This is a genomic window from Streptococcus sp. CM6, assembly GCF_000526095.1.
Classification (GTDB): domain Bacteria; phylum Bacillota; class Bacilli; order Lactobacillales; family Streptococcaceae; genus Streptococcus; species Streptococcus oralis_BW.
Genome location: NZ_JATS01000004.1, coordinates 1 through 25,638, shown reverse-complemented (window position 1 = coordinate 25,638; position 25,638 = coordinate 1). Strand labels below are relative to the sequence as shown.

At 41.6% G+C, this 25,638-nt stretch carries 21 protein-coding genes, 1 tRNA gene, 1 pseudogene and 1 riboswitch; of the genes and pseudogenes, 18 read left to right on the top strand and 5 right to left on the bottom strand.

Annotation, left to right across the window (positions count from 1 at the left end; all coding sequences use genetic code 11):
• Positions 1 to 18 precede the first annotated feature (18 nt).
• The 4 genes from murA to HMPREF1516_RS00810 all read left to right on the top strand — a co-directional run bounded on the left by murA (position 19) and on the right by HMPREF1516_RS00810 (position 3,815).
• Entirely contained in the window at positions 19 to 1,302 is a 1,284-nt protein-coding gene (murA, locus tag HMPREF1516_RS00825) for a UDP-N-acetylglucosamine 1-carboxyvinyltransferase (RefSeq protein WP_000411915.1), read from the top strand.
• Positions 1,289 to 1,483 (top strand): DNA-directed RNA polymerase subunit beta, encoded by a 195-nt coding sequence (locus tag HMPREF1516_RS00820; protein WP_000739701.1) that lies wholly within the window; start codon positions 1,289 to 1,291, stop codon positions 1,481 to 1,483. Before murA ends, HMPREF1516_RS00820 begins: the two co-directional genes overlap by 14 nt.
• A gap of 40 nt (positions 1,484 to 1,523) precedes the next feature.
• Positions 1,524 to 2,348, top strand: a complete 825-nt coding sequence (locus HMPREF1516_RS00815; protein ID WP_033605586.1) for a DNA/RNA non-specific endonuclease — start codon at positions 1,524 to 1,526, stop codon at positions 2,346 to 2,348.
• A 135-nt stretch (positions 2,349 to 2,483) separates the two neighbouring features.
• On the top strand, positions 2,484 to 3,815 hold the full coding sequence (locus HMPREF1516_RS00810) for a hemolysin family protein (RefSeq protein ID WP_000390009.1): 1,332 nt from the start codon (positions 2,484 to 2,486) through the stop codon (positions 3,813 to 3,815).
• Between the two features lie 134 nt (positions 3,816 to 3,949).
• Here the strand turns inward: HMPREF1516_RS00810 and HMPREF1516_RS00805 are convergent.
• Positions 3,950 to 4,020: transfer RNA gene (locus tag HMPREF1516_RS00805), tRNA-Cys, on the bottom strand.
• 306 nt (positions 4,021 to 4,326) lie between these two features.
• On the opposite strand from HMPREF1516_RS00805, the gene HMPREF1516_RS00800 reads away from it, so the two are divergent.
• From HMPREF1516_RS00800 to HMPREF1516_RS00780, 5 genes are all read left to right on the top strand, one after another.
• A complete protein-coding gene (locus HMPREF1516_RS00800; RefSeq protein ID WP_033605585.1) occupies positions 4,327 to 6,303 on the top strand; it encodes a peptide ABC transporter substrate-binding protein in 1,977 nt (658 codons plus the stop codon).
• Positions 6,304 to 6,369: 66 nt separating this feature from the next.
• Positions 6,370 to 7,866 carry an ABC transporter permease gene (locus tag HMPREF1516_RS00795; protein WP_000759887.1) on the top strand — a complete coding sequence of 499 codons (1,497 nt, stop codon included), beginning with the start codon at positions 6,370 to 6,372 and terminating at the stop codon, positions 7,864 to 7,866.
• On the top strand, positions 7,866 to 8,792 hold the full coding sequence (oppC, locus tag HMPREF1516_RS00790) for an oligopeptide ABC transporter permease OppC (RefSeq protein WP_000103693.1): 927 nt from the start codon (positions 7,866 to 7,868) through the stop codon (positions 8,790 to 8,792). Before HMPREF1516_RS00795 ends, oppC begins: the two co-directional genes overlap by 1 nt.
• Positions 8,793 to 8,800: 8 nt before the next feature.
• Positions 8,801 to 9,868: an ABC transporter ATP-binding protein gene (locus tag HMPREF1516_RS00785; RefSeq protein WP_000159803.1), complete on the top strand. Its 1,068-nt coding sequence runs from the start codon at positions 8,801 to 8,803 to the stop codon at positions 9,866 to 9,868.
• Between the two features lie 10 nt (positions 9,869 to 9,878).
• Positions 9,879 to 10,808: an ATP-binding cassette domain-containing protein gene (locus tag HMPREF1516_RS00780; protein WP_001291314.1), complete on the top strand. Its 930-nt coding sequence runs from the start codon at positions 9,879 to 9,881 to the stop codon at positions 10,806 to 10,808.
• A gap of 88 nt (positions 10,809 to 10,896) precedes the next feature.
• On the opposite strand, the gene HMPREF1516_RS00775 is transcribed toward HMPREF1516_RS00780, so the two are convergent.
• Positions 10,897 to 12,336 (bottom strand): TrkH family potassium uptake protein, encoded by a 1,440-nt coding sequence (locus tag HMPREF1516_RS00775; protein WP_001043439.1) that lies wholly within the window; start codon positions 12,334 to 12,336, stop codon positions 10,897 to 10,899.
• Between the two features lie 3 nt (positions 12,337 to 12,339).
• The gene (trkA, locus tag HMPREF1516_RS00770) at positions 12,340 to 13,689 is read right to left on the bottom strand and encodes a Trk system potassium transporter TrkA (RefSeq protein WP_000706803.1); all 1,350 of its coding nucleotides are present in this window, start codon (positions 13,687 to 13,689) and stop codon (positions 12,340 to 12,342) included.
• A gap of 402 nt (positions 13,690 to 14,091) precedes the next feature.
• Between trkA and HMPREF1516_RS00765 the strand changes: the two genes are divergently transcribed.
• From HMPREF1516_RS00765 to rpsI, 9 genes are all read left to right on the top strand, one after another.
• Positions 14,092 to 14,595, top strand: coding sequence for a tRNA (cytidine(34)-2'-O)-methyltransferase (locus tag HMPREF1516_RS00765; protein WP_000181354.1), 504 nt, complete (start codon positions 14,092 to 14,094; stop codon positions 14,593 to 14,595).
• A gap of 40 nt (positions 14,596 to 14,635) precedes the next feature.
• A riboswitch (FMN riboswitch) is annotated at positions 14,636 to 14,853 on the top strand.
• A gap of 153 nt (positions 14,854 to 15,006) precedes the next feature.
• Positions 15,007 to 15,570, top strand: coding sequence for an ECF transporter S component (locus tag HMPREF1516_RS00760; RefSeq protein ID WP_000185817.1), 564 nt, complete (start codon positions 15,007 to 15,009; stop codon positions 15,568 to 15,570).
• On the top strand, positions 15,560 to 16,210 hold the full coding sequence (locus HMPREF1516_RS00755; protein WP_002876867.1) for a phosphatase PAP2 family protein: 651 nt from the start codon (positions 15,560 to 15,562) through the stop codon (positions 16,208 to 16,210). The genes HMPREF1516_RS00760 and HMPREF1516_RS00755 overlap by 11 nt, the downstream gene beginning before the upstream one ends.
• A gap of 379 nt (positions 16,211 to 16,589) precedes the next feature.
• A complete protein-coding gene (gene pheS / locus HMPREF1516_RS00750; RefSeq protein ID WP_000103747.1) occupies positions 16,590 to 17,636 on the top strand; it encodes a phenylalanine--tRNA ligase subunit alpha in 1,047 nt (348 codons plus the stop codon).
• A gap of 128 nt (positions 17,637 to 17,764) precedes the next feature.
• Positions 17,765 to 20,170, top strand: coding sequence for a phenylalanine--tRNA ligase subunit beta (pheT, locus tag HMPREF1516_RS00745; RefSeq protein WP_033585531.1), 2,406 nt, complete (start codon positions 17,765 to 17,767; stop codon positions 20,168 to 20,170).
• A gap of 249 nt (positions 20,171 to 20,419) precedes the next feature.
• Positions 20,420 to 21,313: an ABC transporter ATP-binding protein gene (locus HMPREF1516_RS00740; protein WP_000895273.1), complete on the top strand. Its 894-nt coding sequence runs from the start codon at positions 20,420 to 20,422 to the stop codon at positions 21,311 to 21,313.
• Positions 21,310 to 22,509 (top strand): ABC transporter permease, encoded by a 1,200-nt coding sequence (locus HMPREF1516_RS00735; RefSeq protein WP_033585533.1) that lies wholly within the window; start codon positions 21,310 to 21,312, stop codon positions 22,507 to 22,509. The genes HMPREF1516_RS00740 and HMPREF1516_RS00735 overlap by 4 nt, the downstream gene beginning before the upstream one ends.
• A gap of 210 nt (positions 22,510 to 22,719) precedes the next feature.
• The gene (rplM, locus tag HMPREF1516_RS00730; RefSeq protein ID WP_001044624.1) at positions 22,720 to 23,166 is read left to right on the top strand and encodes a 50S ribosomal protein L13; all 447 of its coding nucleotides are present in this window, start codon (positions 22,720 to 22,722) and stop codon (positions 23,164 to 23,166) included.
• An 18-nt stretch (positions 23,167 to 23,184) separates the two neighbouring features.
• Positions 23,185 to 23,577, top strand: a complete 393-nt coding sequence (gene rpsI / locus HMPREF1516_RS00725) for a 30S ribosomal protein S9 (protein WP_033585534.1) — start codon at positions 23,185 to 23,187, stop codon at positions 23,575 to 23,577.
• 106 nt (positions 23,578 to 23,683) lie between these two features.
• Here rpsI and HMPREF1516_RS09695 read toward each other — a convergent pair.
• Positions 23,684 to 24,232: pseudogene (locus HMPREF1516_RS09695) on the bottom strand (site-specific integrase); the annotation flags it as partial.
• A gap of 606 nt (positions 24,233 to 24,838) precedes the next feature.
• On the bottom strand, positions 24,839 to 25,638 hold an 800-nt coding region (locus tag HMPREF1516_RS00715), incomplete at its 5' end, for an LPXTG cell wall anchor domain-containing protein (RefSeq protein ID WP_033605584.1).

The following is a 25,638-nucleotide window of genomic DNA, read 5'->3' as shown; positions in this document are numbered from 1 at the left end:
AAAGTAAAGGAAACAACTATGGAAAAAATTGTGGTTCAAGGCGGAGATAATCGTCTGGTTGGGAGTGTGACCATCGAGGGGGCAAAGAACGCAGTCTTGCCCTTGTTGGCAGCGACTATTCTAGCAAGCAAGGGTAAGACAGTCTTACAAAATGTCCCAATCTTGTCAGATGTGTTCACCATGAATCAAGTAGTTCGTGGTCTGAATGCCAAGGTGGACTTTGATGAGGAAGCTCATGTTGTCGAGGTTGATGCGACTGGTGATATCACGGAGGAAGCTCCATACAAGTATGTCAGCAAGATGCGTGCATCCATCGTTGTTTTGGGACCAATCCTTGCTCGTGTAGGTCATGCCAAGGTATCCATGCCAGGTGGTTGTACTATTGGAAGTCGTCCCATCGACCTCCACCTCAAAGGTTTGGAAGCTATGGGGGCTAAAATCACTCAGACAGCTGGCTACATCGAAGCCAAGGCAGACCACTTGCATGGCGCTCATATCTACATGGACTTCCCTAGTGTCGGCGCAACACAAAACTTGATGATGGCAGCAACTCTAGCTGATGGTGTGACAGTGATTGAAAATGCTGCGCGTGAGCCAGAAATTGTTGATCTCGCTATCTTCCTTAATGAAATGGGAGCCAAGGTCAAGGGAGCTGGTACTGAAACAATCACAGTGACTGGTGTCGAGGACCTCCATGGTACGACTCATACTGTAGTACAGGACCGTATTGAAGCTGGAACCTTTATGGTGGCTGCAGCTATGACAGGTGGCGATGTCCTCGTTCGTGATGCAGTTTGGGAACATAATCGCCCCTTGATTTCAAAACTACTTGAAATGGGCGTTGAAGTGACAGAGGAGTCAGAAGGTATCCGTGTTCGTTCTCAACTTGAAAATCTCAAGGCCGTTCATGTAAAAACCTTACCACACCCAGGATTTCCAACAGATATGCAGGCACAATTTACAGCTCTGATGACAGTCGCAAAAGGGGAATCCACCATGGTGGAAACGGTGTTTGAAAATCGCTTCCAACACTTGGAAGAAATGCGCCGTATGGGCTTGCATTCAGAGATTATCCGTGATACAGCTCGTATTGTTGGGGGACAGGCTTTGCAAGGGGCAGAAGTTCTATCAACGGACCTTCGCGCTAGTGCGGCTTTAATTTTGACAGGTTTGGTGGCGCAAGGAGAAACAGTTGTCGGTAAATTAGTCCACCTTGATAGAGGTTACTACCGCTTCCATGAGAAGTTGGCTCAGCTAGGAGCGAAGATTCAGCGAATCGAGGCAAATGATGAAGAAGAATAAAAACTTACGCTATGTACTCCGTCGTTTACTGTTGATTTTTATCGTACTATTGCTAGGCTTTCTGGCTTTAGGAATCGGCTTGATGGTAGGCTATGGCATCCTAGGAAAGGGACAGGATCCATGGGCTATCTTGTCTCCAGCAAAGTGGCAGGAATTGATTAGCAAATTTACAGGAAATTAGACTGGGAGACCAGTCTTTTTCTAAAGAAATAAGGAGAAAAATGGACAAAAAAACAAGACAAGCTCTGATAGGATTACTTCTATTCTTACTATTGGCTGCTGGAAGCTACTACATCAAGCAGATGCAGACAGCGCCAAACTCCCCTAGAACAAAGGTTAGTCAGAAAAAACAAGCTTCAGAAGCTCCTAGTCAGGAGTTGGCAGAAAGTGTCTTAACCGAGTCAATCAAAAACCAAATAAAAGGTGATCTTGAGTGGAATGGAGCAGGGGCCTTCATTGTCAATGGCAATAAAACCAATCTAGATGCCAAGGTTTCCAGCAAACCCTATGCGGATAATAAAACAAAGACAGTGGGAAAAGAAACAGTTCCAACTGTTGCCAATGCCATCTTATCCAAAGCGACTCGGCAGTATAAGAATCGTGAAGAGACTGGAAATGGCTCAACCTCTTGGACGCCACCAGGATGGCATCAGGTCAAGAATCTAAAGGGAGCCTATACACATGCAGTTGATAGAGGACACCTGCTGGGCTATGCCTTGATAGGAGGTCTGGATGGTTTTGATGCCTCTACTAGCAATCCCAAGAACATTGCAGTCCAGACAGCTTGGGCAAACCAAGCACAGGCTGAAGATTCGACAGGTCAGAACTACTATGAGAGTTTGGTCAGAAAAGCCTTGGACCAAAACAAGAGGATCCGTTATCGGGTGACGCTCCACTATGCGACAAATGAGGACCTAGTTCCATCGGCTTCACAAATCGAAGCCAAGTCTTCAGATGGCGAATTGGAATTCAATGTCCTAATCCCCAATGTTCAAAAGGGAATCCAGCTTGATTACCAAACGGGTCAAGTAACAGTGACAGATTAGAAACAATAGATATAATAAAAACAGCTCCTTTGTCTTCTAGAGGCAGGGGAGTTGTTCTTTAAATGAAAAATAATGTGAATCCTGATCGATTTTATGATATAATGGAACACAAGATACTATTTTAGGAGAAGGACTATGGAAGACCCGAGCAGTCAGCATTTGTTGCTACAGTTTGTATTATTATTTATCTTGACCTTGTTAAATGCTTTTTTCTCAGCCACTGAGATGGCAATGGTGTCACTAAACCGTTCCCGAGTAGAACAAAAGGCAGAAGAGGGAGACAAACGTTACATCCGTTTATTAAAGGTACTTGAAAATCCTAACCACTTTTTATCAACGATTCAAGTTGGTATCACGTTAATTACCATTTTGTCTGGGGCCAGTTTAGCGGAGACTCTAGGACGCGAAATTGCATCTTGGATAGGGAACAGTGAAACAGCTTCCGCTATTGCAAGTTTTCTATCTTTAGCGTTTTTGACCTATATTTCCATTGTTTTTGGGGAACTCTATCCCAAGAGAATTGCTCTAAATCTGAAAGATACCTTGGCTATCCGAACAGCACCAGTCATTATTGGTTTGGGGAAAATTGTCAGTCCCTTTGTTTGGCTTTTGTCAGCCTCAACGAATCTATTGAGCCGTGTGACGCCAATGACCTTTGATGATGCTGATGAAAAGATGACACGTGATGAAATTGAGTATATGCTTACCAATAGTGAAGAAACGCTGGATGCAGATGAGATTGAAATGCTACAGGGAGTCTTTTCTTTAGATGAACTAATGGCTCGTGAGGTAATGGTGCCTCGAACAGATGCCTTTATGGTGGATATTCAGGATGACAGTCAAACGATTATCGAGAGTATTTTAAAGCAAAATTTCTCACGTATCCCTGTTTATGATGGGGATAAGGATAATGTTATTGGTTTGATCCACACCAAGCGCTTGTTGAATGCCGCTTTTGTGGATGGCTTTGACAATATTGTCTGGAAACGAATTCTCCAAACGCCACTGTTTGTTCCTGAGACTATCTTTGTGGACGATCTTCTTAAAGAACTTCGAAATACCCAAAATCAAATGGCCATCTTACTAGATGAATATGGTGGAATGGCTGGTTTGGTAACTCTGGAGGACCTCTTAGAAGAAATTGTTGGTGAGATTGATGATGAGACTGACAAGGCTGAAATTGAAGTCCATCAAATAGGAGAAGATACCTATATCGTTCAAGGTACCATGAATCTTAATGATTTTAATGACTACTTTGATGTGGAACTGGAAAGTGATGATGTTGATACCATCGCCGGTTATTATTTGACGGGTGTGGGAATGATTCCAACGACTGAAAAACTCAGTTATGAATTGGTCAGCCAAAACAAACAAATCATCCTAACCAATGACAAGGTGAAAAACGGACGTGTTACCAAGGTAAAAGTCCAAATCACTGAAATAGAGACTGAAGAAGAAACAGAATAAAGCAGTGACTTGAGTCGCTGCTTTTTGTAAATCTATATGGTAGATACAGTTATCCCTATCTATTTGGAATAACAAAAAAGCCCGATTTTACGGGCTTTTTTATTCGGATAATTCCTGTTAATTCAGGTACTGAAAGGCGGTAGACGGATTTGAACCGACGATCAAGCTTTTGCAGAGCCGTGCCTTACCACTTGGCTATACCGCCTCAACGTTTATTATTATACCTTGAAAATCATTTCCCGTCAATAGTTTCTTATTCTAAAATCCAATTTAAGAAGATAGATCATGTCATGTGAAGAAAAAAGGGAAAAGCAACTTGTAAAAATGAAGCTTACAGAGCTAGACAAATTAATTTTCTTTTCCTATAAATACAAATAAAGAATGAGGAAATTCTGACAAAGAGAAGTTTTTTGTAGATATACGCCTAAATATTCTGAAAATTCGTTTACTTTTTAGAAGATATATGTTATAATTTCCAATAAGCCTAAATTTTTCAAGAGGAGTTATATACATGAAAAAAAGCAGAGTATTGGTTGTAGCAGGGGTTGCCTTATTAGCGACTGGCGTACTAGCTGCCTGCAGTTCTAAATCATCTGATTCAACGGCGCCAAAAAATTATGGTTATATCTATTCAGCTGACCCAGAAACGTTGGATTACCTCATTTCAGGTAAACAAAGTACTAAGATTGCCACTTCAAACGGTATTGATGGTCTCTTCACAAATGACAAATATGGGAATTTGACTCCCGCAGTTGCAGAAGACTGGTCAGTCTCAAAAGATGGTTTGACTTATACTTACAAAATCCGTAAAGGTGTTAAATGGATGACATCTGATGGAGAAGAGTACGCTGAAGTAACAGCTAAAGATTTCGTAAATGGTTTGAAACACGCAGCAGATAAGAAATCCGAAGCTCTATATCTAGCAGAAATTTCTGTTAAAGGATTGTCTGATTATTTGTCTGGAAATTCAAAAGACTTTTCTACGGTAGGTGTGAAGGCAGTTGATGATTATACTCTTGAGTATACCTTGAACCAACCAGAACCATATTGGAACTCTAAGATGGCTTATTCAATCTTCTGGCCATTGAACGAAGATTTTGAAAAATCAAAAGGATCAGATTTTGCCAAAGCAACAGATCCTACGTCCTTGCTTTATAATGGTCCGTTCTTGCTAAAAGGTTTGACTACTAAATCTTCTATCGAATTTGCTAAGAATGAGCAGTACTGGGATAAGGATAATGTTCACCTTGATAAAGTTACCCTTGCTTTCTATGATGGGTCAGACCAAGAGTCCATTGAACGTAACTTTACAAGTGGAGCATACAGCTATGCTCGCCTTTTCCCAACAAGTTCAAACTATTCTAAGGTAGCAGAAAGCTATAAGGATAACATCTTCTACACTCCATCAGGACCAGGGATTGCTGGTTTGGGTGTGAATATTGACCGTCAAGGTTACAAATACACTTCTAAGACAACTGATGAAGAGAAGACTTCTACTAAGAAAGCTCTTCTTAACAAGGATTTCCGTCAGGCTTTGAACTTTGCCTTTGACCGTACTTCTTACTCAGCACAAATCAATGGTAAAGAAGGTGCTCCTCTTGCAGTTCGTAACCTCTTTGTGAAACCAGGTTTTGTCTCTGCAGGTGAAAAAACTTTCGGTGACTTGGTAACTGAAAAGATGGCTACTTATGGTGATGAGTGGAAGAATGTAAACTTTGCGGATGGTCAAGATGGACTCTTCAACGCCGATAAAGCCAAAGCCGAATTTACCAAAGCTAAAACTGCATTGGAAGCAGAAGGTGTGAAATTCCCTATCCACTTGGATATTCCAGTAGACCAAACATCTAAAAACTATATCGCACGTATCCAATCTTTCAAACAATCAGTTGAAACAGTACTTGGCGAAGGCAATGTAATCATTGATATCCAACAAGTTTCTAAAGATGAGTTGAACAATATCACTTACTATGCTGCAAGCGCTGCGGCAGAAGATTGGGATCTCTCAGGAGCAGTTGGGTGGAACCCAGACTACGAAGATCCATCAACTTACCTTGATATCTTAAAAACAACGAATGCTGAACAAACAAAAACATATATGGGTTACGAAGGTGCAGATAACGCTGCGACTGCTCAAGTTGGTTTGAAAGAATACGATAAGCTAGTTGATGAAGCTGCTAAAGAAACAAGCGATTTGAATGTTCGTTATGAAAAATACGCGGCTGCTCAAGCTTGGTTGACAGATAGCTCACTCTTCTTGCCAGCTATGTCATCAAGTGGTGCTGCACCATTCATTTCTCGTGTTGTACCATTCTCTGCATCATACAGCCAGTCTGGAGATAAGAGCTCAGATGTATACTTCAAGTATATTCAGTTGCAAGACAAGGTTGTAACGAAAGCTGATTACGAACAAGCTCGTGAGAAATGGCTCAAAGAGAAAAAAGAATCAAACGAAAAAGTTCAAAAAGAATTGACGAATCACGTTAAATAAATAACTCTCAAGAGAACTTTCTCTCCATGAGGAGAAGGTTCTTTTGGGATTTTAAAAGGAAACGATATGAAAAAATATATTTTTATGCGTGTCTTGCGCTCATTGTTGTCTATTTTCTTGGTGACAACCTTGACCTACACGATTATCTATACGATGGTTCCTCGAAAACTGATTTTCAAGCAGGATACCAACTACAACAAGATTGCAACGACTCCAGATAAGCGGGATAATTATGAGAATACCGTTTATGAACGTATGGGCTATATTGAGTATTACGATACCAAGGAGTTGCAAGAAAAAGCTAGCACAATGGACTCATCTGTAACAGTAGATGCCAATGACACCAATAAGGCAATCTACGAAAAATACATCAACCAACTCGGTAATGGTTGGACGTTAGGTGTCTTTTCAGAGAGTGGTCAGTTCTATGCTACGCGTGAAATTCCAATTTTTGAACGTGTTTTCAAATTCTATGCAAACTTACTTGATATTGATCATACAAACAAGATTCAAGACCCTGAAAATCCAAACTTGGAACGTTATCTTCGTTTTGAAAATGACCCTGCTATCGGTTGGTCATTGGTTGGTTCAGGTACCAAACATAAATACCTTTTGTATTTCAACAATCAATTCCCGTTTGTACACCAAAACTTTGTGAACATTAACTTGGGTGACTCTTACCCAACTTATGCGAACACGCCAGTGCTTCAAGTTATCACACAAGGTCAAGGACAAACTAAGACATCAGAAGTTCAATTCCCTACTGGTAAAAAGACTTCGTCTGTAGATATTTACTCTCGTACCTACAAATCTCCAAGTCAAGCAGATGCGCGTGAAATAGCTAACTATGGTAAAGACGATCCATATACAGCTACAGAAAGTAACTACCAATATCCATCTATGATTGCAAGTTCAGCTGTTGCTGGTTTGATTGGTTTGATTATTTCTTATGCTATTGCGATTCCTCTTGGATCTGCTATGGCTCGCCACAAGAATACTTGGATTGATAGCTTCTCAACAGGTGTTCTAACCTTCTTGCTTGCCCTTCCAACGATTGCCTTGGTTTATATCGTGCGTTTGATTGGCTCATCTATTGGTCTTCCAGACTCATTCCCTATCCTAGGTGCTGGAGATTGGCGTTCCTATGTCTTGCCAGCAGTCATTCTAGGTTTGCTGGGAGCACCAAGTACAGCAATCTGGATTCGTCGTTACATGATTGACTTGCAATCTCAGGACTTTGTCCGTTTTGCTCGTGCAAAAGGTTTATCTGAAAAAGAAATCTCAAATAAACACGTCTTTAAAAATGCCATGGTTCCTTTGGTTTCAGGTATTCCAGGTGCCGTAATCGGGGTTATTGGTGGTGCAACATTGACAGAAACAGTCTTCGCCTTCCCAGGTATGGGTAAAATGTTGATTGACTCTGTTAAGGCATCAAATAACTCAATGGTAGTTGGTCTCGTCTTCATCTTTACATGTATTTCTATCTTCTCACTCTTTGTAGGAGATATCTGGATGACTATGCTTGACCCACGTATTAAATTGACAGAGAAAGGAGGCAAATAATGTCAACAATTGATAAAGAAAAATTTCAGTTCGTAAAACGTGATGATTTTGCCTCTGAAACGATTGATGCTCCTGCCTACTCTTACTGGGGCTCTGTATTTAGACAGTTTTTAAAGAAAAAATCAACAGTCATTATGCTAGGAATTTTGGTTGCCATTATCTTGATGAGCTTTATTTACCCAATGTTCTCAGATTTTGACTTCAACGATGTAAGTAAGGTCAATGACTTTAGTGCTCGTTTTATCAAGCCCAATGCTGAACATTGGTTTGGTACAGATAGTAATGGTAAATCCTTGTTTGACGGGGTTTGGTTTGGTGCGCGTAATTCAATTCTTATCTCTGTAATTGCCACTTTTATTAACCTTGTAATTGGGGTTATTGTTGGTGGAATTTGGGGGATTTCCAAATCTGTTGACCGCGTCATGATGGAAGTTTATAACATTATTTCAAACATTCCATCTCTCTTGATTGTTATCGTCTTGACTTACTCAATTGGTGCTGGTTTCTGGAATTTGATCTTCGCTATGAGTGTGACGACTTGGATCGGTATTGCTTATTCAATTCGTATTCAAATCATGCGTTACCGTGACTTGGAATACAACCTTGCTTCTCAAACACTTGGAACACCAACCTTTAAAATCATCGTTAAAAATATCATGCCACAATTGGTATCTGTTATTGTTTCTACGATGACCTTGATGTTGCCAAGCTTTATCTCTTATGAGGCATTCCTTTCTTTCTTTGGATTGGGATTGCCTGTAACAGTGCCAAGTTTGGGACGTTTGATCTCAGATTACTCACAAAACGTTACGACCAACGCGTACTTGTTCTGGATTCCATTGACAACCTTGATTTTGGTATCCCTATCTCTATTCGTTGTTGGTCAGAACTTAGCGGATGCTAGTGATCCACGTACACATAGATAGGAGTAGACATGACAAAAGAAAGTAATGTAATTTTGACTGCTCGCGATATCGTCGTGGAATTTGACGTTCGTGACAAAGTTCTAACAGCTATCAGAGGCGTTTCTCTAGAACTGATTGAAGGAGAAGTTCTTGCCTTGGTAGGTGAGTCTGGTTCTGGTAAATCTGTATTAACAAAAACCTTTACAGGGATGTTAGAAGATAATGGACGCATTGCCCAAGGAAGCATCGACTATCGTGGACAAGACTTGACAGCCTTGACTTCGAACAAAGAATGGGAGAAAATCCGTGGTGCTAAAATTGCGACCATCTTCCAAGACCCAATGACAAGTTTGGACCCAATCAATACAATCGGTAGCCAAATCACAGAAGTTATCGTTAAACACCAAGGGAAAACAGCTAAGGAAGCCAAAGAAATGGCAATCGACTATATGAACAAGGTCGGAATTCCAGACGCTGAAAAACGTTTTGACGAGTATCCTTTCCAATATTCTGGAGGGATGCGCCAACGTATCGTTATTGCCATTGCCCTTGCGTGTCGTCCAGATATCTTGATCTGTGATGAGCCAACAACGGCCCTTGACGTAACCATTCAAGCGCAAATCATTGATTTGCTTAAAACTTTGCAAAATGAGTACCACTTCACCATTATCTTTATCACCCATGACCTTGGTGTGGTAGCAAGTATTGCGGACAAGGTAGCGGTTATGTATGCTGGTGAAATTGTAGAATATGGTACTGTTGAGGAAGTCTTCTACGACCCACGTCATCCATATACTTGGAGTCTCTTGTCTAGCTTGCCACAGCTCGCTGATGATAAAGGGGAATTGTACTCTATCCCAGGAACACCGCCGTCTCTTTATACGGAGTTGAAAGGTGATGCCTTTGCCCTTCGTTCAGATTATGCGATGCAAATTGACTTTGAACAGAAAGCACCTCAGTTTTCAGTCACTGATACTCACTGGGCTAAGACTTGGTTGCTTCATGAGAATGCTCCTAAGGTTGAAAAACCAGAAATCATCGCAGATTTACATGATAAAATTCGTGATAAAATGGGCTTTGCTCATCTAGAAGACTAGGAGGAAGGAAATGTCTGAAAAATTAGTAGAAATTAAAGATTTAGAAATTTCCTTCGGTGAAGGAAGTAAGAAGTTTGTTGCCGTTAAAAACGCTAACTTCTTTATCAACAAGGGAGAAACTTTCTCTCTCGTTGGTGAATCTGGTAGTGGGAAAACGACGATTGGTCGTGCCATTATTGGTTTGAATAATACTAGTAAAGGTGAAATCATCTTTGACGGTCATAAGATCAATGGGAAAAAATCTCATAAGGAATCTTCAGAGTTGATCCGCCGTATCCAGATGATTTTCCAAGACCCTGCAGCCAGCTTAAATGAACGTGCGACAGTTGACTATATCATCTCTGAAGGTCTTTACAACTACCACTTGTTCAAAGATGAAGAAGAGCGAAAAGAAAAAGTTCAAAAGATGATTCATGAAGTTGGTCTTTTGAAAGAGCACTTGACCCGTTACCCACACGAGTTTTCTGGTGGTCAACGTCAACGTATTGGGATTGCCCGTGCTCTTGTGATGGAACCTGATTTCGTTATTGCGGATGAGCCAATTTCAGCCTTGGACGTGTCTGTTCGTGCGCAAGTCTTGAACTTGCTCAAGAAGTTTCAAAAAGAATTGGGCTTGACCTATCTCTTTATCGCGCATGACTTGTCAGTTGTTCGCTTTATCTCAGATCGTATCGCAGTTATCTATAAGGGTGTTATCGTTGAAGTAGCGGAGACAGAGGAGTTGTTTAACAATCCGGTTCATCCGTACACTCAAGCGCTTCTATCTGCTGTACCGATTCCAGATCCAATCTTGGAACGTAAGAAGGTCTTGAAAGTCTATGACCCTAGCCAACATGACTATGAGACAGACAAACCATCTATGGTGGAAATTCGTCCAGGTCACTATGTTTGGGCTAATCAAGCGGAAGTTGCTCGCTACAAAGAAGCACTTAAAAAATAAACAGATTAGGAGAGGACCGAAAGGTCTTCTCATTTTTAATAGAAAAACTCCCCCTTTACTAGCTAGTAAAGGGGGAGTTGTATTATAATTAGCGTTTGGACCAGGTACGTTTCATAAAGAGAAGCAAAATGGGATAAATCTCTAAGCGACCTGCAATCATTGCAAATGAGAGAAGTATTTTAGAGATGGGACTAAAGATAGCAAAACTAGAAGTTGTACCTAGAATAGGTCCGATGTTATTGAAACAACTGAAGACAGCACTGGTAACAACTAGAAAATCATTGTTATCTAGACTGACAATGAAGATAAGTGACAGTAAAATCATCACATAAATGACAAAATATTTTAGGACCTTGTGCTGGGTATCCTTATCAATCACAGTTTTATTGACATGTAGAGTCAATACGCGATGAGGAGATAAGATGGACAAGATCTGATTTTTTGCAATTTTTGAAAGGATGAGCCCTCTGATAACTTTGAGTCCACCTGCGGTTGATCCAGCAGATCCACCGATTCCCATGAGGAAGAGGAGGATAAATTGGGAGAAGAGGGGCCAGTTGGTGATATCTCCATAACCAAAACCAGTTGTTGTGATGATATTGGAAACCTGAAAGAGGGCCATTTCAAAGCTCTTAGAGACACCTTGGTAGAGATGGAGCGTATTGAGCGTAATCAAGCCGGTAGAAACTAGGACAATGATTACATACGTGCGAAGTTCTTCATCTCCAAAGAAAGCCTTAACCCGACGGAGCATAAGGTAATAGTAGAGATTGAAGTTAACCCCAAAAACCAGAACCCCGATACTGACGAGATAGGTGATGAGTGAGCTGCCGTAGTGGGCAATTCCGTCGTTATAGACGGTGAAGCCTCCGGTTCCTGCCGTTCCCATAGCGATGACAAAGCTATCAAATAGGGGCATACCAGCTAGATAGTAGATGACTACAAAAAGTGAGAAGAGCCCTAAATAAAGCAGATAGAGAATCTGGGCGGTATTTTTCAGTTTGGATACAACCTTACCGAAGACAGGCCCAGGGACCTCAGCCTTCATCACCTCTAAGTGACTATTCTTGGCATTGTCCATAATGGCAAGCGCGAAGACGAGTACCCCCATCCCTCCAATCAAGTGAGTAAAACTTCGCCAGAAGAGGAGGGAACGGCTGAGAACTGAGACATCTGTCAGAATGGTCGCTCCTGTAGTTGTAAAACCAGAACTGATTTCAAAGAAGGCATCGATGACGCTTGGGATTTGTCCTGAAAAGACAAAGGGAAGTGCTCCAAAGAAAGACCATAGAATCCAACAGAGGGCGACGATTAAGACTCCCTCCTTAGTATAAATTCGCTGATTTTTGGGTTTCCGTAAAATTCCCAAGCTACCAAGAAGTATTAAAATTCCAATTGTTGTAAAGAGAGCTGTAAATACTTGGCTAGATTCTTGATAATAGGTTGCTACGCTAACGGGTACTAGGAGGAGAACCGCCTCAATCAAGAGAAGTTTTGAGAGGAGGTAACGAATCATACTTTTATTCATCTTTTACCTCTCAATCAGATCATAAATCTTGGTGATATTTGGTAGTAAAGTCGTCACGAGTAACTGATCTCCTACCTCAAGTCTATCCTCTCCAGTAGGGAAGATTGTTTTTCCTTTTCGGATAATGGCTGCGATGAGAACCCCTTTTTTCAATTTCAACTGTGAAAGAGGTTTGGCAGTCATTTTATTAGCTTCCTTGATTTGGAATTGAAGAGTTTCAATTTGACCGTTTGCTAGATGGTGCATGGCTTGAAGGTCTGAGTATTGGGCGTTTACTCGACCACGGATAAAGTGCATAATGGTATCCACTGCAATGCTTTTGGGTGTGATGATACTTGAAAAATCAGGTGCATGGATAATCTCTAAAAGGCTAGTTCGATTCACCTTGGTGATATTCTTATGGACACCAACACGGTCTAAGAACATAGAGGTAATGATGTTTTCCTCATCAACCCCAGTCAAAGTTGCAACTGCATCATAGTTGGGAGCACTTTCCTCAAGCAAGATATCTTTGGCAGTTCCATCTCCCTGTACGATATAGAGATTTGGAAATTTTTCACTGAAGAGACGAGCTCTCTCAGGATTAATCTCGATAACTTTAGTGTCAATACGGCTATCTTTTAAAATGCCAAGTAGGTAATAAGCAATTTTTCCAGCACCAACGATGAGCAAGCTTTTCACTGCACGTGATTTGAAATAGTTATGGAAGAGCATCATATCCACACGATTCCCAGTAACAAAAATCCTATCTCTGTCCTGAATGGTGATATCACCGCTCGGAATCATAAGTTGATGGTCTCGTTCCATAGCGCAGACAATGATATTGCCAAATTTTTTACGAAAATCTGAGATTGGCATTTGACAGAGACCACTGGAATCTTTGACAACAAACTCCATCAGGTTGACCCGTCCCCCTGAGAACCGCTCAACTGAGAGTGCATTCGGGAAATCAATGATATTTGAGATAGCACGGGCGGCTAGGAGTTCTGGGTTAACGATAAGTGAGAATCCAAGAATATTTTTCTCTTTGAAATAGGCATTGGAGTATTCAGGATTTCGCACTCGAACGATGGTTTCTTTAGCGCCCATTTTTTTAGCAAGTACTGCTGAAATCATATTCACTTCATCGTGTTCCGTTAGAGCAATAAAGATATCACACTCTTGAACGCCGGCTTGCTCTAAGATAGCAAAGTCTGCTCCATTTCCAAGGAGTCCCATGATATCAAAGCGACTGACAATATGATCGAGAACAGCCTCATCTTGTTCGATGAGGACAACGTCGTGTTTTTCTGCAACCAGTGAACGACAGAGGGCGAAACCGACTTTCCCTCCACCAACAAGGACAATTTTCATATAAAAACCCTACTTTTTCATGATGTAACTATCATACCCTTTTTTCGCAAAAAATGCACTTACCAAGCCATTTTAGAGGATAAGAAAAGACTTTTTGTAAGTTTTCAAAGATAAAATTGCTCACCTTTCATAGAAATGTCTATTATATGAAGTGATTTCGCTCATTTAATATCCTTTCTCAGAAAAAGAATGACTAAGTATGGAAATATTATCAAAAAAAGTAAAAAAATCAAGTCGTTTCTATTGACAATGATTCTGAAAGTGTTATACTAAGAAAGTAGCTTCGCTGATTTACTTCAAACCTGTTGTGAGGTAAGTTAACGATGCCTTAACCACGCTGTTTGCTGAGCTTGACTCCGGGCAGTGTGGCTATTTTTTTGCAATGGTGAAAGGAAGCAAGTCATGACAAATCACATTGTATTATTTGAACCTCAGATTCCACAAAATACAGGTAACATTGCGCGTACTTGCGCTGCGACCAATTCTCCCCTTCACATCATCAAACCGATGGGATTTCCTATTGATGATCGCAAGATGAAGCGAGCTGGATTAGATTATTGGGATAAGTTAGATATTTATTTTTATGACAGCTTGGAAGATTTCATGTCTCAGATGAAGGGAAAACTCTATCTGATTTCGAAATTTGCTGAGAAGGTGTATTCTGAGGTAGATTTATCGACTGACGAGGACCATTATTTTCTCTTTGGACGTGAAGACAAGGGCTTGCCTGAGGACTTTATGCGAGAACATCCTGAGAAAGCACTCCGTATTCCTATGAACGATGAACACGTCCGCAGTCTCAATGTTTCGAATACCGTCTGCATGATTGTATATGAGGCTCTTCGCCAGCAGAATTTTGCAGGTCTTGATCTTGTTCACACCTATGAAGCAGATAAATTGAAATAATCAAAATGCTTGCACTTGCAAGCGTTTTTTGTTATGATTAAAGGGTCTTCAGGGCTGGGTGAGATTCCCGACCGGCGGTGACCTTAACTAGCTATTTTGGCTTACTCTTCGTTGTCTTGTCTCGATATACTCAAGTATTATCTTCGACTGCGACGCCTAGATTAATCCAAAATATCTTAGTTAAAGAAGTCCGCGAGCGCAAGCTGATGTGGTGCGATTCCACAACCGACAGTATAGTCTGGATGGGAGAAGACGAAAGAATAGCTTTGTCTGTTCTGATGAGTTTATAGATGAATTGCAACCGCTTGCTCAAAAGAGTGAGAGGGAGCTTTTGGGATATAAAAAGTGAGAATAGATAGAGGGATCCTTTCCAACTTCTTCTGATTTTATAGAAAATTGGAGGAACCTGTTATGACAAACACACGTCGACTTTCGACCATTGCGATTTTATCAGCCATTTCATTTGTGCTGATGTACTTTGACTTTCCGCTCTTGCCAGCGGCGGCCTTCCTCAAGATCGAGTTTAGTATCTTGCCAGTCCTTGTGGGCTTGGTGGTGATGGATTTGCCAGCTGCACTAGGAATCCTCTTGCTTCGCTCACTCTTGAAGTTGCTTCTGAATAGCCAGGGCGTGAATACCTACATTGGTTTGCCAATGAATATCGTAGCCTTGGGAGTTTTTGTTATCGCCTTTGGTTTGATTTGGAAAAAGGAACGTAGCACTCTTCGTTTCCTACTAGCATCTCTAGCGGGAACTATTGGATTGACTGCTGCTATGTTGGTTCTCAACTATGTTTATGCGGTTCCTTTGTACGCGCAGTTTGCCAACTTTGATATTGGAAAAATTTTGGGACTTTCCAACTACCTAATGACCATGGTTTTACCTTTTAACTTGATTGAGGGTGTAATCTTTGCCGTTTCATTCTGGTTGCTGTATGTCCTCTTAAAACCAACCTTAAAATATTATGAGAGATAAACAAACATTTTTAATGAAGGGCAGTTTTGCCCTTTTACTTTTCGTCCTTCTTGGCTATATGGTTAAATTCTATCCTGAAACGTTGGTCGGTTTTGATCAACCGATTCAGACTGCCCTTCGTGGAGACTTGCCAAATTATTTGACAGTTCTGTTCCGTGCCCTTACGCATTTGATTGATATCCCGGTGATTATCACCTGGGTTGCCATCGCAGCCTTTATCTTTTATCGTAAGCAGTGGAAGATAGAAAGCTTCTTCATGGCGGGAAATCTAGCAATAGCTGGTCTTTTAATCGTGTCCTTTAAAAATATCTACCAGCGCCCACGACCAGCTATCTTACATCTAGTCGAGGAGAAGGGATTTTCCTTCCCAAGTGGGCATTCTCTGGCAGTGACGCTGATGGTAGGGACTTTGATTGTTATCCTTAGTCAGCGAATTAAAAATCCAGTCTGGAGAAAAATCGTGCAAATCGTCCTTGGCCTCTACCTAGTCAGTGTGCTGCTATCTCGGGTCTATCTGGGAGTTCACTACCCATCAGATGTTCTTGCCAGTCTCTGTGTGGGCTTGGGAGTCTTGTTTATCGAATTTCCTTTCTATGACAAGCTTCGCTTCCAATGGCGATTTAAAGGCAAGCAGAAGTGAGTATCGAATTCCCTTGAGGAGAAAGAAATGAAAAGGAAAGCAGATGAAACAGGCCCTACAAATAGATAGTGCATTGCGTCTTGTTCCTTTTTATATTGAAATTAGTCTGGTCTAACTTGTTTTTTAACTAAAAATTTGATAAACTATGTAGTAATCGAATAGAAATCCGCAAGACTAGTAACTCAAGGGAAGTATATCAGGGAGGAGAGCCAGGACTGCAAGCTCTCTATATGAAAGCTGAGTGAATTCACTTGCGCATGGATTTAGAAATGAAGGTCTGACTTGTCAGATGAAACGGATGGTACCGCGTGTCAACGCTCCGAGTGGAGTTTTTGGCATGTGGTTTTCTTTTTATCTACGAGCGACTGATGGAGGAATTATGTCAACTATTGAAGAACAATTAAAAGCGCTTCGCGAAGAAACGCTGGCTAGCTTGAAGCAGATTACTGCTGAAAATGAAAAAGAGATGCAAGAATTACGTGTCTCTGTCCTTGGTAAAAAAGGGTCGCTTACTGAAATCCTTAAAGGGATGAAGGATGTATCGGCTGAAATGCGCCCTGTCATCGGGAAACACGTTAATGAAGCTCGTGATGTCTTGACAGCAGCCTTTGAGGAAACAGCGAAACTCTTGGAAGAAAAGAAAGTCGCAGCTCAACTTGCTAGTGAGAGCATCGATGTAACACTTCCAGGTCGTCCTGTTGCGGTTGGTCACCGTCATGTTCTTACACAAACCAGTGAAGAAATCGAAGATATTTTTATCGGGATGGGTTACCAAGTCGTGGATGGTTTTGAAGTGGAGCAAGACTACTATAACTTCGAGCGTATGAACCTTCCAAAAGATCACCCAGCTCGCGATATGCAGGATACTTTCTACATCACAGAAGAAATCTTACTCCGTACTCACACGTCTCCAGTTCAGGCGCGTGCTATGGACGCCCATGATTTTTCAAAAGGTCCTTTGAAAATGATCTCACCTGGGCGTGTATTCCGTCGTGATACGGACGATGCGACCCACAGTCACCAGTTCCACCAAATCGAAGGCTTGGTTGTTGGGAAGAACATTTCTATGGCAGATCTTCAAGGAACCCTTCAATTGATCGTTCAAAAAATGTTTGGTGAAGAGCGTCAGATTCGTCTGCGTCCATCCTATTTCCCATTCACAGAGCCATCTGTCGAGGTGGATGTTTCTTGCTTTAAGTGTGGTGGAGAAGGCTGTAACGTATGTAAGAAAACAGGTTGGATCGAGATTATGGGTGCTGGTATGGTTCACCCACGTGTCCTTGAGATGAGTGGTATTGATGCAACTGTTTACTCTGGTTTTGCCTTTGGTCTTGGTCAAGAGCGTGTAGCTATGCTCCGCTACGGAATCAACGATATTCGTGGATTCTACCAAGGGGATGTCCGCTTCTCAGAACAGTTTAAATAAGATTGAAACCTGAAACACAGTCCTATACAGTCCTAGTCATTTTCTCTCGATGAGAAGGTGAGGACTGACTCGAAGAAAAAGAAAGGAATTGAAAAGGTCTTACTTGGTGAGATCTTACAATCAGAATTATGCTTGTATCTTATAAATGGTTAAAAGAATTGGTGGACATTGATGTGCCATCACAAGAGTTGGCTGAAAAAATGTCAACTACAGGGATCGAGGTCGAAGGTGTCGAATCACCGGCTGCCGGTCTCTCAAAAATTGTCGTCGGTGAGGTCTTGTCTTGCGAAGATGTGCCAGAAACTCATCTTCATGTTTGTCAGGTTAACGTTGGCGAAGAAGAAGCCCGTCAGATCGTTTGTGGTGCCCCAAATGTGCGTGCTGGTATCAAGGTCATGGTGGCTCTTCCAGGAGCTCGTATCGCTGACAACTACAAAATCAAAAAAGGGAAAATCCGTGGCTTAGAGTCTCTCGGAATGATTTGCTCACTTGGTGAATTAGGTATTTCGGACTCAGTTGTGCCAAAGGAATTCGCAGATGGTATCCAAATCTTGCCTCAAGATGCTATTCCTGGGGACGAAGTCTTTTCTTACCTAGACTTGGATGATGAAATTATCGAACTTTCCATCACGCCAAACCGTGCAGATGCTCTATCTATGCGTGGAGTAGCGCACGAAGTGGCAGCTATCTATGACAAGGCAGTTAGCTTTAAGGAATTCAGTTTAACAGAAACAAATGAAAGTGCAGCAGATGCTCTTTCTGTAGGGATTGAAACAGACAAGGCGCCATACTATGCTGCCCGTATCTTGGACAATGTGACCATCGCACCAAGTCCACAGTGGTTGCAAAATCTCCTCATGAACGAAGGTATCCGTCCCATCAATAATGTGGTCGACGTAACCAACTATATCCTACTCTACTTTGGTCAGCCTATGCATGCCTTTGACTTGGATACCTTTGAAGGCAATGACATCCATGTGCGTGAAGCGCGTGCTGGTGAAAAATTGGTGACCTTGGACGGTGAAGAACGTGACTTGGAAACAAATGACTTAGTCATCACTGTGGCTGACAAACCAGTAGCCCTTGCAGGTGTCATGGGTGGAGAGGCTACAGAAATCTCCGAAAATTCTAGTCGCGTTGTGTTAGAAGCAGCTGTTTTCAATGGCACATCCATTCGTAAGACTAGTGGACGCCTTAACCTTCGTTCGGAATCATCTTCTCGTTTTGAAAAAGGGATTAATGTGGCAACAGTCGATGAGGCCTTGGATGCTGCAGCTAGCATGATTGCAGAACTTGCAGGTGCGACAGTGCGTAAGGGCATCGTTTCAGCGGGTGAGCTTGACACTTCAGATGTAGAAGTATCTTCAACTCTTGCCGATGTCAACCGTGTTCTTGGTACGGAACTTTCATATGCTGATGTGGAAGATGTCTTCCGTCGTCTTGGCTTTGGTCTTTCTGGCAATGCAGAAAGCTTTACAGTCAGCGTACCCCGTCGTCGTTGGGATATCACTATCGAAGCAGACCTCTTTGAAGAAATCGCTCGTATCTATGGTTATGATCGCTTGCCAACTAGTCTTCCAAAAGACGATGGTACAGCTGGTGAATTGACTGCGACACAAAAATTGCGTCGCCAAGTTCGTACGATCGCTGAAGGAGCAGGTTTGACAGAAATCATTACCTACGCTCTAACAACGCCTGAAAAAGCAGTTGAGTTCACGGCTCAACCAAGTAACCTTACAGAACTCATGTGGCCAATGACAGTGGACCGTTCAGTCCTCCGTCAAAATATGATCTCAGGTATCCTTGATACGGTGGCCTACAACGTAGCACGTAAGAATAAAAACTTGGCTCTTTATGAGATTGGAAAAGTCTTCGAGCAAACGGGTAATCCAAAAGAAGATCTACCAAACGAGATCAACAGCTTTGCCTTTGCCTTGACAGGCTTGGTTGCAGAAAAAGACTTCCAAACGGCAGCAGTTCCAGTTGATTTCTTCTATGCTAAGGGAATCCTTGAAGCATTATTTACTCGCCTGGGACTTGAAGTGACTTATACAGCAACAGCTGAGATTGCAAGTCTACACCCAGGACGTACAGCCGTGATTTCACTCGGTGACCAAGTTCTTGGTTTCATTGGCCAAGTGCATCCGGTCACTGCTAAGACTTATGATATTCCAGAAACGTATGTAGCGGAGCTCAACCTTTCAGCCATCGAAGCTGCGCTTCAACCTGCGGCTCCATTTGTGGAAATCACCAAATTCCCAGCGGTTAGTCGTGATATTGCTCTACTTCTCAAGGCAGAAGTCACTCACCAAGAAGTTGTAGATGCTATCCGAGCTGCAGGCGTGAAACGTTTGACAGATATCAAACTCTTTGACGTCTTCTTAGGCGAAAAATTGGGACTTGGTATGAAGTCAATGGCCTATAGCTTGACCTTCCAAAATCCAGAAGACAGCTTGACGGACGAGGAAGTCGCACGCTACATGGAAAAAATCCAAGCATCACTCGAAGAAAAAGTCAATGCAGAAGTACGTTAACTCATCAATCCATCCTTCGGGGTGGTTTTTTAGTTTCAAAAGGACAGTTCAAAAGAGAAAAGCAACAGTTGAGGAGAAAGACACCCTATCCAATTTTTAATGAGCTATACTAAACCTATTACTGGAGCGCTTAAAAACCTTGGATTTGGTAGATTTTTACTATAAATAATATCGATAAAATGGACATAAAACGTTGTAAATGCTATCAAAAAGGAGTATAATAAGTGCAACATATTTCGGAGGTGGAAAATGCTAGAAGTAAGAAATCTAGAGAAAAGTTTCGGTTCCAAGCAAGTCTTGTTTGGTGTCGATTTTCAAGCAAGTCCAGGACGGATTCTGGGGCTGGTCGGGAAAAATGGTGCTGGGAAAACAACGATTTTCCACAGTATGTTGAAATTTTTGGAGTATCAAGGAGAAATCAGTCTGGATGGGCAGGAGATTCGTCAGGAAACCTACGCTCGGATTGGCTATCTGCCTGAGGAACGTAGCCTCATGCCCAAATTGACAGTCCTTGAGCAAGTTCGCTACTTGGCTACTCTAAAAGGCATGGATGCTAAGGAGGTCAAGGAAAAACTCCCTCAATGGATGGAAAAATTGGAAGTGAAGGGCAAATTGACCGACAAAATCAAGAGCCTCTCCAAAGGGAATCAGCAGAAAATTCAGCTGATTATCACCCTAATCCATGAACCAGATTTGATTATCTTGGATGAACCTTTTAGTGGTTTGGACCCAGTCAACACCGAGTTGCTCAAACAGGTCATCTTGAAAGAGAAAGAGCGCGGTGCGACCATTATCTTTTCTGACCATGTCATGACCAATGTTGAGGAGCTTTGCGATGATATCCTGATGATTCGTGATGGGCGTGTGGTCTTGCATGGACCAGTTCAGGATGTTCGCAATCAATACGGGAAAACGCGTCTCTTTGTTTCAAGTGAACGAAGCAAGGAAGAATTGGAAAAACTTCCTCATGTCAAACAGGTGAGTTTAACCAAGCAAGGTAGTTGGAAATTAATCCTAGATGATGAGAGCGCTGGAAGGGAACTCTTCCCAATCCTGACTCAAGGTCAGTACATCGCGACCTTTGACCAACAAGCTCCAACAATCGATGAAATCTTTAAACTAGAATCAGGGGTGGAAGTATGAGAAATATGTGGATTGTAATGAAGGAAACCTATCTTCGACATGTCAAGTCGTGGAGTTTCTTCTTTATGGTGATTTCGCCGTTCCTCTTTTTAGCCTTATCTGCAGGAATTGGCTACCTCCAAGGGTCTTCTATGGCCAAGAATAGCAAGATAGCAGTAGTAACAACAGTGCCATCTGTGGAAGAAGGGCTCAAGGGTACCAATGGTATCAACTTTGATTACAAGGATGAAGCCAGTGCCCAGGCTGCTATCAAGGATGAGAAAATCAAGGGTTACCTAACCATTGACCAAGAGGACAGCGTCCTCAAGGCCGTCTATCACGGTGAAACTTCTCTTGAAAGTGGCATCAAGCTGGCTGTAACAAATAAGCTCAACGAACTGCAATACCAACTCAATCGCTCGGCGGCTAATTTGTCCCAAGAACAGGAAAAGCGCCTGAGTCAAACCGTTGACTTTACTGAGAAGATTGATGAATCTAAGGAAAACAAAAAAATTGTCCAAACCATTGCGGCCGCAGGGCTTGGTTTCTTCCTTTATATGATTTTGATTACCTATGCTAGTGTTACTGCTCAGGAAGTGGCTAGCGAGAAAGGAACCAAAATCATGGAAGTGGTCTTCTCTAGTATCCGAGCTAGTCATTATTTCTATGCTCGCATGCTGGCTCTGCTTCTTGTGATTTTGACTCATATTGGGATTTACGTCGTGGGTGGTCTGGCTGCGATTCTGCTCTTTAAAGACCTACCAATCTTGGCTCAATCTGGTATTTTAAATCATCTAGGAGATGCCTTCTCGCTCAATACCTTATTGTTTGTCTTGGTTAGTCTCTTTATGTATGTTGTTTTGGCAGCCTTTCTAGGTTCTATGGTTTCTCGTCCTGAGGATTCAGGGAAAGCCTTGTCACCATTGATGATCTTGATTATCGCAGGATTCGTTGGAGTGACCGCTCTAGGTGCTGCAGGGGATAATTTGGTTTTGAAAATTGGTTCCTACATTCCCTTCATTTCGACTTTCTTTATGCCATTTAGAGCTATAAATGGGTATGCAAGTGGTCTGGAAGCTTGGATTTCTCTAGCCATAACGGTTGTTTTTGCAGTCACTGCAACAGCCTTTATCGGACGCATGTATGCTAGCCTAGTCCTTCAAACGGATGATTTGGGAATCTGGAAAACCTTTAAACGTGCCTTAGCTTACAAATAGGAGAGCCTCGCAAAAGCGAGGTTTTTCTAGATGTTAAACACTGAAATCGGCAAAAATATTTTTCATATCTATTGACTTTTAGTAGTGAAATTTGGTATGATAGTAGACGGTATTGTTTACCCCATTTGTAAGGCCCCGGAACCTTTCAAATACCCCGCGGACCGGAACATCCGCCCTGTAAACAAAAACGATATTCATATAGGAGAAATCATGAACAAAACTACATTCATGGCTAAACCAGGCCAAGTAGAACGCAAATGGTACGTTGTTGACGCAACTGATGTACCTCTTGGACGCCTTTCAGCAGTTGTTGCTAGCGTACTTCGCGGAAAAAACAAACCAACATTTACACCACACACTGATACAGGTGACTTCGTAATCGTTATCAATGCTGAAAAAGTTAAATTGACTGGTAAAAAAGCAACTGATAAGATCTACTACACTCACTCAAACCACCCAGGTGGATTGAAACAAATCTCTGCTGGTGAACTTCGTTCTAAAAATGCAGTACGTTTGATCGAAAAATCAGTTAAAGGTATGCTTCCACACAATACTCTTGGCCGCGCTCAAGGTATGAAATTGAAAGTATTCGTTGGAGCTGAGCACACTCACGCTGCACAACAACCAGAAGTTCTTGATATTTCAGGACTTATCTAAGGAAAGGAACAATAAAGTATGTCACAAGCACAATATGCAGGTACTGGACGTCGTAAAAACGCTGTTGCACGCGTTCGCCTTGTTCCAGGAACTGGTAAAATCACTGTTAACAAAAAAGATGTTGAAGAGTACATCCCACACGCTGACCTTCGTCTTGTTATCAACCAACCATTCGTAGTTACTTCAACTGTAGGTTCATACGACGTTTTCGTTAACGTTGTAGGTGGTGGATACGCTGGTCAAGCAGGAGCTATCCGTCACGGTATCGCTCGTGCCCTTCTTCAAGTAGACCCAGACTTCCGCGATTCATTGAAACGCGCAGGTCTTCTTACACGTGACTCACGTAAAGTTGAACGTAAGAAACCAGGTCTTAAGAAAGCTCGTAAAGCATCACAATTCTCAAAACGTTAATCAATACGATTATATCAACGTTTCAAAGCACTCAAAAGTTTACCTTATGGGTGCTTTTTTCGTGTTTTTTTTAAAAGTTTACCTCAAAGTTCACCTTATTTTTACCTTATTGTTTTAGAGACTTTAAAGCAAATTCACCAACTGCCATAGGAACTATATTAGAAGTATTGACATAAATCTGAGTTGTACCTGTATCGCTATGTGTTAGTGCTTCAGAAATAGCTTCTAAGCTCATTCCTGCTTGTTTAGCAAGCGTTGCTCCTGTATGTCGCAGTTTATGAGGTGTAGCATGTGCCAGCTCTTTATGTCGCTTTCTGATGCTTTTCATTTTATTGTTTAGATAGTCAGCATGTAAAGGCTTGTTGATGTTTCCTTTTGTATCGATATATGTAAAAACAAATTGTTCTGGATTACTGATGATGCCAAACTTTGCTAGTTCATATTTTTGTTGCTCTTTCCAAGAGGTAAGAAGTTGAAGTAAGTCATTAGAAATAGAGAAAATAGTCTTCTTATTTCCCTTAGTTGATTTTACTTGTCCATATCTATCTAAAGCTTGAATTAGCTGAATCTGTGATTTTGAAAAATCGATATGTTTCCATTGAAGAGCATAGGATTCTGATTTTCTATCGCCTAAGAAAAAGGTGAGATAGAATATATGACTTTTTTTTCTACAACAAAATAGGCTCCATAATTTCTACAGTAGTTTTACCCACTACAGAAATTATAGAGCCAGATGATTTTCAGTTAGTTCTTAGGAAGTAATTGGAAAGGAAATAGTCCAGAACAACTGTTCTGGACTATTTTTTTATCTTGAGAAATCAGTGACGCTTTTAAACGTTATTAAGAATCAATTTACATAATATTTATAAGTAATTTTTTCTATAAATAATAAAGTATGCCCTTGAACTTTTTTAGTATTCTAGCCTATAAAATATAGGGTATTGATGGAGACTTGTCATCTGAAATGAAATAATAGATCGTTAAGGGATAACAATTGATTTGAGAAGCATTTATCCTGCTAAGTGATGAAAGTGAATTCTGTGAATGGAGATGGCTCGAGTAAGTTTTAGAGGAAACTATGTAAGTAGGAGGCTAGAAAAATATGGGCGTTCAGTACTGTGAATTTATAAAAAGTTCAATTAAATTTTGGGATCCTTTATGGATTTTTTCACACAAGGTTGATCGTGAAAAAAAGAGAAGACCAGATGGTCTTCTCTACGGGGGAACTGAATAATTAGAAAGAATCAATCAAAGAGGGTTATTAGTCTTTGAAATTCTTTTGGAAGATAAGGAGAGACAAGATAGAAGTGATTGCTGCCAAGTAGAGGAAGGCAGTTGCTTCTTGTTCCCCAGTTGCTGGAAGTTGTCTTTCCTTGTCTTCTTTGACTGTAGTTGTAACAGGAGCTTTTTCATCTTTTGCTGGTGAATTATCTGTTACGACTGGAGCAGGTTTTTCAGTCTCTCTTGGGAGAATATACTCAGGAAGAGTCACAACTGGTGGCGCTTCTGTTCCAACTGAGCTTTGTTTGCTACCTACCTCAATCACTCGATCTTGTGCTGGAGTTGCTTCTGTTTGGAGAACCTTGCGATTGTTACCGTTCACTTCAACATACTCGACTAAGAGACCGTCTTTCCCTTCTGATAGAACTTGCTCTTTTCCTTTGTCTAATTGTGGGTTTTCGCGACGAATCGTCTTAAACGGTACGACCTTATTGACGATTTCCAAGCTTGGAAGTGTAAAGACAAGGTCTTTAACTCCTTCCTCAGGACTTGAAGAAGTAATTGGTTTCTCAGGTTGCGCTGGAGTTTCCGGTTGAGTCGGATTTTCAGGCTGAGCAGGTTTCTCAGGCTGAACTGGCTTTTCAGGCTGGTCAGGTTTCTCAGGTTGAGCAGGTTGTTCAGGTTGAACTGGATTCTCAGGTTGAGTCGGCTTTTCCGGTTGAGCTGGAATTTCCGGTTGAGCAGGTTGTTCAGGTTGAACTGGATTCTCAGGTTGAGCTGGCTTTTCAGGCTGAGCAGGTTTCTCAGGTTGAGCAGGTTTCTCAGGTTGAGCAGGCTTTT

Excerpts from the sequence above, each read along its gene's own strand:
- HMPREF1516_RS00765 (WP_000181354.1), top strand. The coding sequence starts at position 14,092 with ATGACAAATCACATTGTATTATTTGAACCTCAGATTCCACAAAATACA.
- HMPREF1516_RS00800 (WP_033605585.1), top strand. The coding sequence starts at position 4,327 with ATGAAAAAAAGCAGAGTATTGGTTGTAGCAGGGGTTGCCTTATTAGCG.
- HMPREF1516_RS00820 (WP_000739701.1), top strand. The coding sequence starts at position 1,289 with ATGAAGAAGAATAAAAACTTACGCTATGTACTCCGTCGTTTACTGTTG.
- HMPREF1516_RS00785 (WP_000159803.1), top strand. The coding sequence starts at position 8,801 with ATGACAAAAGAAAGTAATGTAATTTTGACTGCTCGCGATATCGTCGTG.
- pheT (WP_033585531.1), top strand. The coding sequence starts at position 17,765 with ATGCTTGTATCTTATAAATGGTTAAAAGAATTGGTGGACATTGATGTG.
- HMPREF1516_RS00815 (WP_033605586.1), top strand. The coding sequence starts at position 1,524 with ATGGACAAAAAAACAAGACAAGCTCTGATAGGATTACTTCTATTCTTA.
- HMPREF1516_RS00740 (WP_000895273.1), top strand. The coding sequence starts at position 20,420 with ATGCTAGAAGTAAGAAATCTAGAGAAAAGTTTCGGTTCCAAGCAAGTC.
- HMPREF1516_RS00795 (WP_000759887.1), top strand. The coding sequence starts at position 6,370 with ATGAAAAAATATATTTTTATGCGTGTCTTGCGCTCATTGTTGTCTATT.
- HMPREF1516_RS00775 (WP_001043439.1), bottom strand. The coding sequence starts at position 12,336 with ATGAATAAAAGTATGATTCGTTACCTCCTCTCAAAACTTCTCTTGATT.
- HMPREF1516_RS00735 (WP_033585533.1), top strand. The coding sequence starts at position 21,310 with ATGAGAAATATGTGGATTGTAATGAAGGAAACCTATCTTCGACATGTC.
- HMPREF1516_RS00780 (WP_001291314.1), top strand. The coding sequence starts at position 9,879 with ATGTCTGAAAAATTAGTAGAAATTAAAGATTTAGAAATTTCCTTCGGT.
- rpsI (WP_033585534.1), top strand. The coding sequence starts at position 23,185 with ATGTCACAAGCACAATATGCAGGTACTGGACGTCGTAAAAACGCTGTT.
- HMPREF1516_RS00760 (WP_000185817.1), top strand. The coding sequence starts at position 15,007 with ATGACAAACACACGTCGACTTTCGACCATTGCGATTTTATCAGCCATT.
- murA (WP_000411915.1), top strand. The coding sequence starts at position 19 with ATGGAAAAAATTGTGGTTCAAGGCGGAGATAATCGTCTGGTTGGGAGT.
- oppC (WP_000103693.1), top strand. The coding sequence starts at position 7,866 with ATGTCAACAATTGATAAAGAAAAATTTCAGTTCGTAAAACGTGATGAT.
- trkA (WP_000706803.1), bottom strand. The coding sequence starts at position 13,689 with ATGAAAATTGTCCTTGTTGGTGGAGGGAAAGTCGGTTTCGCCCTCTGT.
- HMPREF1516_RS00755 (WP_002876867.1), top strand. The coding sequence starts at position 15,560 with ATGAGAGATAAACAAACATTTTTAATGAAGGGCAGTTTTGCCCTTTTA.
- rplM (WP_001044624.1), top strand. The coding sequence starts at position 22,720 with ATGAACAAAACTACATTCATGGCTAAACCAGGCCAAGTAGAACGCAAA.
- pheS (WP_000103747.1), top strand. The coding sequence starts at position 16,590 with ATGTCAACTATTGAAGAACAATTAAAAGCGCTTCGCGAAGAAACGCTG.
- HMPREF1516_RS00810 (WP_000390009.1), top strand. The coding sequence starts at position 2,484 with ATGGAAGACCCGAGCAGTCAGCATTTGTTGCTACAGTTTGTATTATTA.